Origin of the sequence: Streptomyces sp. BHT-5-2 (genome assembly GCF_019774615.1) — a bacterium.
Lineage (GTDB): Bacteria > Actinomycetota > Actinomycetes > Streptomycetales > Streptomycetaceae > Streptomyces.
The window spans coordinates 3,043,958-3,055,769 of the sequence record NZ_CP081496.1; the positions used below are offsets into that span (position 1 = coordinate 3,043,958).

General features: G+C 72.0%; 9 protein-coding genes. 8 read left to right on the forward strand and 1 reads right to left on the reverse strand.

The features are described from left to right. The first annotated feature begins 73 nt into the window (after positions 1–73). Together K2224_RS13525 and K2224_RS13530 are read left to right on the forward strand one after the other, a co-directional pair. Positions 74–1,114, forward strand: a complete 1,041-nt coding sequence (locus K2224_RS13525; RefSeq protein WP_221906805.1) for a 3-isopropylmalate dehydrogenase — start codon at positions 74–76, stop codon at positions 1,112–1,114. A 255-nt stretch (positions 1,115–1,369) separates the two neighbouring features. Then, on the forward strand, positions 1,370–2,458 hold the full coding sequence (locus tag K2224_RS13530) for a branched-chain amino acid aminotransferase (RefSeq protein ID WP_221906806.1): 1,089 nt from the start codon (positions 1,370–1,372) through the stop codon (positions 2,456–2,458). Between the two features lie 75 nt (positions 2,459–2,533). On the opposite strand, the gene K2224_RS13535 is transcribed toward K2224_RS13530, so the two are convergent. Then, positions 2,534–3,985 carry a cytosine permease gene (locus tag K2224_RS13535; protein ID WP_221906807.1) on the reverse strand — a complete coding sequence of 484 codons (1,452 nt, stop codon included), beginning with the start codon at positions 3,983–3,985 and terminating at the stop codon, positions 2,534–2,536. Between the two features lie 270 nt (positions 3,986–4,255). Between K2224_RS13535 and ureA the strand changes: the two genes are divergently transcribed. The 6 genes from ureA to cimA all read left to right on the forward strand — a co-directional run bounded on the left by ureA (position 4,256) and on the right by cimA (position 11,736). Beyond that, entirely contained in the window at positions 4,256–4,963 is a 708-nt protein-coding gene (gene ureA, locus K2224_RS13540) for an urease subunit gamma (RefSeq protein ID WP_221906808.1), read from the forward strand. After that, complete coding sequence (locus K2224_RS13545; RefSeq protein WP_221906809.1) at positions 4,960–6,648, forward strand: urease subunit alpha; 1,689 nt, start codon at positions 4,960–4,962, stop codon at positions 6,646–6,648. The genes ureA and K2224_RS13545 overlap by 4 nt, the downstream gene beginning before the upstream one ends. A 78-nt stretch (positions 6,649–6,726) precedes the next feature. Next, the gene (locus K2224_RS13550) at positions 6,727–7,767 is read left to right on the forward strand and encodes an agmatine/peptidylarginine deiminase (protein ID WP_221906810.1); all 1,041 of its coding nucleotides are present in this window, start codon (positions 6,727–6,729) and stop codon (positions 7,765–7,767) included. Positions 7,768–7,805: 38 nt separating this feature from the next. After that, a complete protein-coding gene (locus tag K2224_RS13555) occupies positions 7,806–8,423 on the forward strand; it encodes a TetR/AcrR family transcriptional regulator (RefSeq protein ID WP_221906811.1) in 618 nt (205 codons plus the stop codon). 103 nt (positions 8,424–8,526) lie between these two features. Beyond that, the gene (locus tag K2224_RS13560) at positions 8,527–9,843 is read left to right on the forward strand and encodes an MFS transporter (RefSeq protein WP_221906812.1); all 1,317 of its coding nucleotides are present in this window, start codon (positions 8,527–8,529) and stop codon (positions 9,841–9,843) included. 282 nt (positions 9,844–10,125) lie between these two features. Continuing rightward, positions 10,126–11,736, forward strand: coding sequence for a citramalate synthase (gene cimA, locus K2224_RS13565; RefSeq protein WP_221906813.1), 1,611 nt, complete (start codon positions 10,126–10,128; stop codon positions 11,734–11,736). Positions 11,737–11,812: the final 76 nt, after the last annotated feature.

The following is an 11,812-nucleotide window of genomic DNA, read 5'->3' on the forward strand; positions in this document are numbered from 1 at the left end:
ACGCGCACCGGCGACGCTGTCCGAATGCCGGACATCACATGTCAATCCATGGGACGGAGAGTAGGGTCCAGGCATGTCTCGCAGCATTCGCCTCGCAGTGATCCCCGGTGACGGAATCGGCCAGGAAGTCGTGGCGCAGGGCCTGAAGGTCCTCACCGCGGTCCTCCCGGAGGACGTCAAGCTCGAAACCAAGGAGTACGACCTCGGGGCCAAGCGCTGGCACCGCACGGGCGAGACCCTGCCGGACGAGGAACTGGCCGCGCTCAAGGAGCACGACGCGATCCTGCTCGGCGCGATCGGCGACCCGTCGGTGCCCTCCGGCGTCCTGGAGCGCGGGCTGCTGCTCAAACTCCGCTTCGCCTTCGACCACTTCGTCAACCTGCGCCCCTCGAAGCTTTTCCCGAACACCGCGACCCCGCTGGCCGGCCGCCCCGAGATCGACTTCGTCGTCGTCCGCGAGGGCACCGAGGGCCCGTACACCGGCAACGGCGGCAGCCTGCGCACCGGCACCCCCGCCGAGGTCGCCACCGAGGTCAGCGTGAACACCGCCTACGGCGTGGAGCGCGTGGTCCGGGACGCCTACGAGCGGGCCAACGCCCGGCCGCGCAAGAAGCTGACGCTGGTCCACAAGAACAACGTCCTGGTCTACGCGGGACACATGTGGAAGAAGATCTTCGACTGGGTCGGCGAGGAGTACCCCGAGGTCACCACCGACTACCTGCACGTCGACGCCGCGACGATCTTCCTTGTCACCCAGCCCGAGCGGTTCGACGTGATCGTCACCGACAACCTCTTCGGCGACATCCTCACCGACCTCGCCGCGGCCGTCACCGGCGGCATCGGCCTGGCCGCCTCCGGCAACATCAACCCCACCGGCGCGTTCCCGTCGATGTTCGAGCCGGTCCACGGCTCCGCGCCGGACATCGCCGGCACCGGCAAGGCCGACCCGACCGCCACGATCCTCTCCGTCGCCCTGCTGCTGCGCCACCTCGGCTACGGGGAGCAGGCCGCGCGCATCGAGGCGGAGGTCGCCGCCGAGCTGGAGGCCCGGGACGGTACGGTGCGCAGCACCGAAGAGATCGGTGACGCGATCGCGGCACTTGTGGAGGGCTGACGCCCGACGCAGCCGCAGGACCCCAGCGCCGGGCCGGTCACGGTCCGGCGCTGCCGCGTTGCACCGCATCGCGCGCACCGTCCGAAGCGGGTGTGCACACCGGTTCCGGCGGCGGACGCCCGCGAGCGATAATCGGACGAGGGTCCGCCGTCCGGCAGGAAACTCGGACGTCCCGGCAACGACCGGTACGAGCGAGCGACCGCGGTGCGCGCGGCCGGCGCAGGTATCGGACCACGCAGTGAAGGACACGGATACATGACGACGCCCACGATCGAGCTCAAGCCCTCCTCGCACCCGCTGCCCGCGGCGGAGCGGGAGCGCATCCTGGCCGCCCCCGGCTTCGGCCGCCACTTCACCGACCACATGGTGACGATCAGGTGGACCGAGGGCCGCGGCTGGCACGACGGGCAGCTCGTGCCGTACGGCCCGCTCTCGCTCGACCCGGCGACCAACGTCCTGCACTACGCGCAGGAGATCTTCGAGGGCCTGAAGGCGTACCGCCAGCCCGACGGCAGCGTCGCCACCTTCCGTCCGGACGCCAACGCCCGGCGCTTCCAGGCGTCCGCCCGCCGGCTGGCCATGCCCGAGCTGCCGGTCGAGACCTTCGTCGAGGCGTGCGACCTGCTGGTGCGGCAGGACCGGGACTGGGTGCCGCCGCACGGCGGCGAGGAGTCGCTCTACCTGCGCCCGTTCATGATCGCCACCGAGGCCGGGCTGGGCGTCAAGCCCGCCTCGGAGTACCTCTTCGTCGTGATCGCCTCGCCGGCCGGCGCGTACTTCCCCGGCGGCGTCAAGCCGGTCTCCATCTGGCTGTCCGAGGACCGGGTGCGGGCCGTCCCCGGCGGCATGGGCGACGCCAAGACCGGCGGCAACTACGCCGCGTCGCTGCTGGCCCAGGCCGAGGCCGCGGCCCGCGGCTGCGACCAGGTCGCCTACCTCGACGCGGTGGAGCACACCTGGGTCGAGGAGCTCGGCGGGATGAACCTCTACTTCGTGTACGGCGACCGGATCGTCACCCCGAAGCTGACCGGCTCGCTGCTCGCCGGCGTCACCCGCGACTCGCTGCTCTCCGTCGCCCGCGACCTGGGTCACGAGGCGGAGGAGGGGCGGATCTCCATCGACCAGTGGCAGCGGGACTCCGCCGAGGGCACGCTCACCGAGGTCTTCGCCTGCGGCACCGCCGCGGTGATCACCCCGGTCGGCACGGTCAAGCGCGACGGCGCCGAGTGGACCCAGTCCGGCGGCGAGCCGGGCAAGGTCACGCTGAAGCTGCGCGAGGCGCTGCTGGACATCCAGCGCGGGGTCACCGCGGACGCCCACGGCTGGCGGCACCTCATCGGCTGAGGCCGGAAGCGGGACCGAGGCCGCCCCGGCGCGATGCCGGGGCGGCCTCGGTGTGCGTACGGACGGCCCGGCGGTTCAGCCGACCTCGGCCGGCGCTTCCTGCGCGGCACCGGCGCGGGCCGTACCGGCGGCCCGCAGCGGCGGGACCGGGCGCGGCTGCCGGGCGACCAGGGCGAGGTAGACGAGCGCGGCGGTGGCGGCGGCGAGCAGGAAGCTCATGTCGATCCCACCGGTGTACTTCAGCAGCGGCCCCTCGTAGGGGGAGCCCACGCCCAGCAGGCCGACCGCCGAGCCCAGCACCCAGGCGACGGTGGCCCGGACGTTCCAGCCGGCCCGGAACCAGTACACGCCGCCGACCGTGCCGCGGTTGTAGACCTGGAGCGAGTCCGCGTCGTAGACGCCGCGGCAGCGGACGTAGCCGATCACGGTGACGACCGCCCACGGGGTGCCGATGGCGGTCATCAGGAGCACGAAGGACGTCATCGCGTTCTGCGCGTCCCACAGGAAGTGGCCGGCGTAGACCAGCGCGGTGGAGAGGCCGGCGACGACGTAGGTGGCCTGGGTGCGGGTGGCGCGCGGCAGGATCGCGTCCAGGTCCAGGCCCATGCTGTAGAGCATCAGGCCGGAGTTGCCGGCCGAGCCGGCCGAGGCGTTGAGCAGCAGGAAGACCAGGTACCACAGGGGTGCGCCGGCGACCAGGGGGCCGGCGTAGTCGGAGCCGGCGCCGACCGCGAGCGCGCTGAACGTGCCGAACAACTGCGGCACCAGCAGGCCCAGCACCAGGCCCAGGTAGGTCGCGCCGAAGACCGCCCCGGGGCGGTGGCGGCGGGGCGAGATGTAGCGGCTGTAGTCGCCGAGCAGGGTGATGAAGGCGATCGGGCCGCTCAGGCCGGCGGAGACCGCGGAGAGCAGCCAGGTCTGCCAGTAGCCGCCCAGCGCGTAGTGGACGCCGGGCACCGGGCCGGTCGAGAAGTGGTGCGCGAACGCGAAGACGCCGATGAGCAGCAGGACGGTCAGCCCGATCGAGAGCACCTTGCTCAGCCGCAGCAGCACTTTGTAGCCGTAGACCGCGCCGACGGCGGTGGCCGCCGCCAGTACCGCGTAGACGACCGTGTACGCGGCCCCGTCCGCCGGCAGGTCGACCAGGCGGTGCAGAGCACCGACCATCGCGTCCCCGCCGACCCAGAGGGTCAGCGCGGTGTAGCCGAGCGAGAGCAGCAGGCCGATCACCGAGCCGATGAGCCGGCCGCGGACGCCGAAGAAGGCGCCGCTGCTGGTGGAGAGGTTGGTCGCGCTGCGCAGGGAGACCAGCGCGAGCGGCGCGGTCAGCACCGCGCCGACCAGGGTGCCGGCGGTGAGGGAGGTGACCGAGCCCCAGAAGCCTAGGCCGAAGGAGACCGGGAGCCAGCCGAAGATCACCACGCCGAGTGCGAGGTTCGAGCCGAGCAGGATGGAGACCAGGTCGCGCGGCCTACTGGTGCGCTCGTCGTCCGGGATGGTGTCGACTCCGCGTTGTTCTATCGGCATGAGGGCTCCCCTGAGAGGCCGGAACAGAGATGAGAAGCGGTGCTGGGCGCGGTGCTCCGTCGTGGACAAGGGCTTCGTTCGGCGGTGCCTACGAAGCGCGTGCTCGCTGCTGCGAGATCATTTGAACGATGCTCTAAAAACGATCAGATCGAGCCATGTTCTAGAGCGACGCTCAATATGAAGCACCGTTGCTGCCTAGGTCAATGGTTTCGGAATGAAGAATTCCGAGTTAGAGTGACGCTCAATTCGCACACGGGAGGAAGTGATCGGATGCGGCTCACCCCCACGGAACGCGACCGGCTGCTGCTGTTCGGCGCCGCCGAGCTGGCGCGGGCGCGCCGGGCCCGCGGACTGAAGCTGAACGTCCCCGAGGCGACCGCGTTGATCGCGGACACGGTCTGCGAGGCGGCGCGGGACGGGCGCCGCCTCGCGCAGGCCATCGAGGCGGCCCGCGGCGTGCTCGGCCCCGAGGACGTCCTGCCGGGCGTCGCCGACGTCGTCACCGAGGTGCACGTCGAGGCCGTCTTCGACGACGGCTCCCGGCTCGCGGTGGTCACCGACCCGATCGGCGCAGCGCCCGCCGCGGAATCCGGCCGGGGGACGGCGCCCGCGCCCGGCGCCGTGCTGCCCGGCCCCGCCGACCCGGAGCCCGAGCCGGCGGTCGTCGTCGCGGTGCGCAACACCGCGACCGTGCCGATCAGCGTCACCTCGCACTTCCACTTCTTCGAGGCCAACCCCCGGCTGGCCTTCGACCGCGCCGCCGCCTACGGCATGCGGCTGTGCGTGCCCGCCGGCTCGTCCGTGCGGTTCGACCCCGGCGGGTCCTCGGAGGTCGGCCTGGTGCCGATCGGCGGCGCCCGGATCGCGATCGGCTTCGCCGGCCTGGTCGACGGCCCGCTCGACGCACCGGGCGCCAAGACCGAAGCGCTGCGGCGGGCCGCCGCCTGCGGCTACCTGGGAGCGGAGGACCAGGCATGACCATCGACCCCCACGAGTACGCCTCGGTGCACGGCCCGCGGGCCGGCGACCGGGTGGTCCTCGGCGACTCCGGACTCGTCGTCCGGGTCGAGTCCGACTCCCAGAAGCCCGGCGACGAGTTCCTGGCCGGCTTCGGCAAGACCGCCCGCGACGGACTGCACCTCAAGGCCGCCTCGCTCCGCGAGACCTGCGACATCGTCATCAGCAACGTCCTGGTCGTCGACGCCGTCCAGGGCATCCGCAAGACGTCCGTCGGCATCCGCGCGGGCCGCATCCACGCCATCGGCCGGGCCGGCAACCCCGACACCCTCGACGGGGTCGAGGTGGTGGTCGGCACCGGCACCTCCATCGTCTCCGGCGAAGGCATGATCGCCACTGCCGGCGCCGTGGACACCCACGTCCACCTGCTGTCCCCGCGCGTCATGGAAGCCTCGCTGGCCTCCGGCGTGACCACCGTCATCGGCCAGGAGTTCGGCCCCGTCTGGGGCGTCGGCGTCAACTCCCCCTGGGCGCTGGGCCACGCCTTCGGCGCCTTCGACGCCTGGCCGGTCAACATCGGCTTCCTGGGCCGCGGTTCGTCCTCCGGGGACGCCCCGCTGGTGGAGGCGCTCGCCGAGGGCGGCGCCTGCGGCTTCAAGGTCCACGAGGACATGGGCGCGCACACCCGCGCCCTGGACACCGCGCTGCGGGTCGCCGAGGAACACGACGTCCAAGTGGCGCTGCACAGCGACGGCCTCAACGAGTGCCTCACCGTCGAGGACACCCTCCGCGTCCTGGACGGCCGGACCATCCACGCCTTCCACATCGAGGGCTGCGGCGGCGGACACGTCCCCAACGTCCTGAAGATGGCCGGCGTCCCCAACGTCATCGGCTCCTCGACCAACCCCACCCTCCCCTTCGGGCGGGACGCGGTCGCCGAGCACTACGGCATGATCGTCTCGGTCCACGACCTCAAGACCGATCTGCCGGGCGACGCCGCCATGGCCCGCGACCGCATCCGGGCCGGCACGATGGGCGCCGAGGACGTGCTGCACGACCTCGGGGCGATCGGCATCACCTCGTCCGACGCCCAGGGCATGGGCCGGGCCGGCGAGACCGTCCGGCGCACCTTCGCCATGGCCGGCAAGATGAAGGCCGAACTGGGCCCCGCAGAAGGCGACGGCGCCCACGACGACAACGCCCGGGTGCTGCGCTACATCGCCAAACTCACCATCAACCCCGCCATCGCCCACGGCCTCTCGCACGAGATCGGATCGATCGAGGTCGGCAAGATGGCCGACATCGTGCTGTGGAAGCCGCAGTACTTCGGCGCCAAACCGCAGCTGGTCCTGAAGTCCGGCTTCCCCGCCTACGGCGTCACCGGCGACCCCAACGCCGCCACCGACACCTGCGAACCCCTCGTGCTCGGCCCGCAGTTCGGCGCGCACGGCGCGACCCCCGCCGAGATCTCGGTGGCCTTCGTCGCCGGCGCCGCGGCCGCACAGGGCGGCGACACCCTGCCCACCCGCCGGCGCCGGGTCGCCGTCCGCGGCACCCGCGGCATCGGCCCCCGCGACCTGCTCCGCAACTCCCGGGTCGGCGACGTCCAGGTCGACGAACGCACCGGACTGGTCACCCTCGACGGCGACCCGATGCGCTCCGAACCCGCCGACGCCGTCCCGCTCTCCCGGCTGTACTTCCTCTGACGCCACCGGCCGCCCCGGCCCGCCGCCCCGCCCTTCCGCTCCGCGACCCCGCGCGCATCCCCAGGACCGAGGACCCCTATGAACACCCCCGCCGCCCACGGCTTCCGCATGCCCCCCGAGTGGGCGCCGCACGAGCGCACCTGGATGGCCTGGCCCGGCCCCAACTTCACCTTCGGCGCCGAGGGCGACGACACACTCGCCGAGGCCCGCCGCGCCTGGGCCGCCGTCGCCCGCGCCGTCCGGCGGTACGAACCGGTCACCGTCGTCGCCGGCCCCGGCCAGCTGGACGGCGCCCGCGCCCTCCTCGGCCCCGGCGTCGACCTCGTCGAACGCCCCCTCGACGACGCCTGGATGCGCGACATCGGCCCCACCTTCCTCACCGACGACCAGGGCCGACTGGCCGCCGTGGACTGGGTGTTCAACGGCTGGGGCGCCCAGGAATGGGCCGCCTGGGACCGCGACGCGAAGATCGCCGAACACGTCGCCGGGCTCGCCGGCGCCCGCAGCTACGCCACCTCCCTGGTCAACGAGGGCGGCGGCATCCACGTCGACGGCGAGGGCACCGTCCTGCTCACCGAGACCGTGCAGCTCGACCCGGGCCGCAACCCCGGCCGCACCAAGGAGGAGGTCGAGGCCGAGATCCACGCCCACCTCGGCACCACCAAGGCCATCTGGCTGCCGCGCGGCCTCTACGCCGACTACGGCCGGTTCGGCACCCGCGGCCACGTGGACATCGTCGCCGCCTTCGCCCGCCCCGGCGTCGTCATGGTCCACACCCAGCCGGACCCCGACCACCCCGACCACGCCATCTGCAACGAGATCGCCAAGATGCTGCGCGCCGCCACCGACGCCCGCGGCCGGCAGCTGGAGGTCGTCGAGATCCCCGCCCCCACCGTCCTGGAGGAGGACGGCGAGCTGGTCGACTACTCCTACATCAACCACCTCCAGTGCAACGGCGGCATCGTGCTGTGCGCCTTCGACGACCCGCGCGACGAGGAGGCGGCCGCGATCTTCCGCCGGCTGTTCCCCGACCGCACCGTCACCCTCGTGGACGCCCGTACGATCTTCGCAGCGGGTGGTGGCATCCACTGCATCACCCAGCAGCAGCCGAAGGTCTGACGCCCGTCCGACCGCCCGTCCCGACCCCGGAGGTCCCCGTGCCCGGTCCCGTACGCCGTCCCCGGCGGCGGCTCAGCCAGCCGCGCGAGCAGGTGCTGGCCGCGGCGATGGCCACCATCGCCGCCGAGGGCCTGGACCGGCTGACCATGGCGGGACTGGGCCGCGAGGTCGGCATGAGCAGCGGCCACATCCTCTACTACTTCGGCACCAAGGACGAACTGCTGCTCCAGACCCTCCAGTGGAGCGAGGAACAGCTCGGCACCGAACGCCGGGCCGCCCTCGCCCGCCGGTGCTCCGCCCGCGAACGCCTCGACGCCCTGATCGACCTCTACCTCCCCGAAGGCCACCGCGACCCCCGCTGGACCCTGTGGCTGGAGGTCTGGGTCCGCTCCCAGAACGCCGACGACGAGACCCGCGAACGCCAACTCGACCTGGAGCTGGCCTGGCACCGCGACCTGGTCGCCCTGCTCGTCGAGGGCGCCTCCCGCGGCGAGTTCCGGCCCGTCGACGCGGAACGCTTCGCCACCCGCACCCGGGCCCTGCTCGACGGCTTCGGCACCCACCTGGTCGTCGGCCTCCCCGGCACCGACCGCGAGCGGGTGCGCGAAGAGGTCCGCACCTTCCTCGACGAGGCCCTCACCCCGCCCCCGGCCTGACCCCTTACGCCCCGCGGCCGTGACCGCAACGCACGCAAGTACGCGCGATCGTTGCCGCCCCGGCCCTTGCCGCCCGGCCCGCTCTGGGCGACCGTGATCGGCTATGGGACGAGAGCAATGGAAGAAGATCTGGGTCGGCTCGGCCGGCAACATGGTCGAGTGGTTCGACTGGTTCGTCTACGCCAGTTTCGCGGTGTACTTCGCCGACGCGTTCTTCCCCAAGGGGAACGACACCGCCAACCTCATGAACACCATGGGGATCTTCGCGGTCGGCTTCTTCATGCGCCCGGTCGGCGGTTGGGTGCTCGGCCGGGTCGGCGACCGCCGGGGCCGCAAAGCCGCGCTCACCCTCACCGTGACGCTGATGTCCGCCTCGGCCATCCTGATCGCCGTCGCCCCCACCTACGCGGTCGCCGGCTACGGCGGCATCGCCGTACTGCTCGTGGCCCGGATGCTCCAGGGACTCTCCGTCGGCGGCGAGTACGCGGCCAGCGCCACCTACCTCACCGAGGCGTCCGCGCCCGACCGCCGCGGCTTCGCCTCCAGCTTCCAGTACGTGTCCATGACCGCGGGCCAGCTGCTGGGCCTGGGCCTCCAGATCATCCTCCAGCGCAGCATGTCCGAGCAGGCGCTGCACAGTTGGGCCTGGCGGATCCCGTTCATCGTCGGCGCACTCGGCGCCGGCATCGTCTTCTACCTCCGCCGCAACATGCTGGAGACCGAGGTCTACGCCGACGACGACCACGCCCACAGCGACCCCGACCGCGGCACCATGAAGGCCCTGTGGGCCCACAAGCGCGAGGCGTTCCTCGTCATCGCCCTCACCATGGGCGGCACGGTGGCGTACTACACGTACACCACCTACCTCACCAAGTACCTCTCCGGCACCGCCGGACTGTCCAAGCCCACCGCCTCCCTCGTCAGCTTCTGCGCACTGTTCCTCTTCATGTGCCTCCAGCCGCTGGCCGGCCGGCTCTCGGACCGGATCGGCCGCCGCCCGCTGCTGGTCACCTTCGCCGTGGGCTCCACCTTCCTGACCGTGCCGATCATGACGCTGCTCAAGCACGCCGGCTCCTTCTGGCCGGCCCTGGGCCTGTCGCTGCTGGCCCTCGTCGTGGTCACCGGCTACACCTCGATCAACGCCTGCGTGAAGGCCGAGCTGTTCCCCACCGGCATCCGCGCCCTGGGCGTCGCCCTGCCCTACGCCATCGCCAACGCCCTCTTCGGCGGCACCGCGGAATACGTCGCCCTGTGGTTCAAGAACGGCGGCATCGAGTCCGGCTTCTACTGGTACGTCTCCGGCTGCGCCGCCGTCTCGCTGATCGTCTACCTGACGATGCGGGAGACCCGGACCATCGACCTGCACCGGGTCGGCAAGGACAGCGGCGACGGCACCGCCGAGCGCGTGCTCGCATCCTGAGACGGACGCCGGGACGGGGGCGGTCGTGTGCCAGACTGCCCCCGTGCTCTCGTTCGCCATGATTATTGGCAGCAGGCGCGCCGGTCCGCAGTGACCGCCCGTACGACCCGAGTACGGAGCGGCCATCGTCGTCCCCGACCCGCGCGCAGACCTCTCGCACCCGCGAGGGGTTTTTTCGTTTCCGGGCCCACCCGTTCACCGGAGGCGGAGCGCGAGGGATCATGGAGGGACGGTGGAACCGGTTATTCCGGTAGACCGAGACCCGACAGGAGCCAGACCAGCATGACGGATGTTCCCGAAGCCGCCGTCCCCGACGACTTCCACGTGTTCGACACCACGCTGCGCGACGGCGCACAGCGCGAGGGCATCAACCTGACCGTCGCCGACAAGCTCACCATCGCCCGCCACCTGGACGACTACGGCGTCGGCTTCATCGAGGGCGGCTGGCCCGGCGCCAACCCGCGGGACACCGAGTTCTTCCAGCGCGCCCGCAAGGAGATCGACTTCCGGCACGCCCGGCTCGTCGCCTTCGGCGCCACCCGCAAGGCCGGCGTCCGCGTCGAGGACGACCCTCAGGTCGCCGCGCTCCTGGAATCCGACGCCCCGGTCGTCACCCTGGTCGCCAAGTCTCACGTCCGCCACGTCGAACTGGCGCTGCGCACCACGCCCGAGGAGAACCTCGCGATGGTCCGCGACACCGTCGCCCATCTGCGCGCCCACGGCCGCCGGGTCTTCCTCGACTGCGAGCACTTCTTCGACGGCTACGCCCTGGACCCCGACTACGCCAAGGCGGTCGTGCGCACCGCGTACGAGGCCGGCGCCGACGTCGTGGTGCTCTGCGACACCAACGGCGGGATGCTTCCGGCGCAGGTGACCGCGGTGGTCCGCACCGTCCTCGCGGACACCGGCGCCCGGCTCGGCATCCACGCCCAGGACGACACCGGCTGCGCGGTAGCCAACACCCTGGCCGCCGTGGACGCCGGCGCCACCCACGTCCAGTGCACCGCCAACGGCTACGGCGAACGCGTCGGCAACTCCAACCTCTTCCCGGTCGTCGCCGCCCTGGAGCTGAAGTACGGCCGCCGGGTGCTGCCGCTCGGCAAGCTCGCCGAGACCACCCGGATCTCGCACGCCATCGCGGAGGTCGTCAACCTCACCCCCGCCACCCACCAGCCCTACGTCGGGGTCTCCGCGTTCGCCCACAAGGCCGGGCTGCACGCCTCCGCGATCAAGGTGGACCCGGACCTCTACCAGCACATGGACCCGGCCCTGGTCGGCAACACCATGCGGATGCTGGTCTCCGACATGGCCGGCCGCGCCTCCATCGAGCTCAAGGGCAAGGAGCTCGGCATCGACCTGGGCGGCGACCGCGAGGTCGTCGGCCGGGTCGTGGCGCGGGTCAAGGAACGGGAGCTGGCCGGCTACACCTACGAGGCGGCCGACGCCTCGTTCGAGCTGCTGCTGCGCGAGGAGGTGCGCGGCGGGCCGCTGCGCTACTTCACCGTCGAGTCCTGGCGCGCCATCGTCGAGGACCGCCCCGACGGCACCCACGCCAACGAGGCGACCGTGAAGCTCTGGGCCAAGGGCGAGCGGATCGTGGCCACCGCCGAGGGCAACGGCCCGGTCAACGCGCTGGACCGGGCGCTGCGGGTGGCCCTGGAGCGGATCTACCCCCAGCTGGCGTCGATGGAGCTGGTGGACTACAAGGTCCGCATCCTGGAGGGCGCCCTGGGCACCGGGTCGACCACCCGGGTCCTGGTCTCCACCACCGACGGCCGCGGGGAGTGGTCCACGGTCGGCGTCGCCGAGAACGTCATCGCGGCGTCTTGGCAGGCACTGGATGACGCGTACGCGTACGGCTTGTTGCGCGCGGGCGTGCCCCCGCAGGGGTGACCCCCCCCACGTCGTCGGCTTTCCCGCCGTAGGGGTTCGCCTTGCTTGCGCCTGGCGGCGCTTGCCGTGTGCGCCT

Bases quoted from the DNA above. Each gene is read 5' to 3' on its own strand.
- K2224_RS13525 (WP_221906805.1), top strand. From the start codon at position 74: ATGTCTCGCAGCATTCGCCTCGCAGTGATCCCCGGTGACGGAATCGGC.
- K2224_RS13530 (WP_221906806.1), top strand. From the start codon at position 1,370: ATGACGACGCCCACGATCGAGCTCAAGCCCTCCTCGCACCCGCTGCCC.
- K2224_RS13535 (WP_221906807.1), bottom strand. From the start codon at position 3,985: ATGCCGATAGAACAACGCGGAGTCGACACCATCCCGGACGACGAGCGC.
- ureA (WP_221906808.1), top strand. From the start codon at position 4,256: ATGCGGCTCACCCCCACGGAACGCGACCGGCTGCTGCTGTTCGGCGCC.
- K2224_RS13545 (WP_221906809.1), top strand. From the start codon at position 4,960: ATGACCATCGACCCCCACGAGTACGCCTCGGTGCACGGCCCGCGGGCC.
- K2224_RS13550 (WP_221906810.1), top strand. From the start codon at position 6,727: ATGAACACCCCCGCCGCCCACGGCTTCCGCATGCCCCCCGAGTGGGCG.
- K2224_RS13560 (WP_221906812.1), top strand. From the start codon at position 8,527: ATGGGACGAGAGCAATGGAAGAAGATCTGGGTCGGCTCGGCCGGCAAC.
- cimA (WP_221906813.1), top strand. From the start codon at position 10,126: ATGACGGATGTTCCCGAAGCCGCCGTCCCCGACGACTTCCACGTGTTC.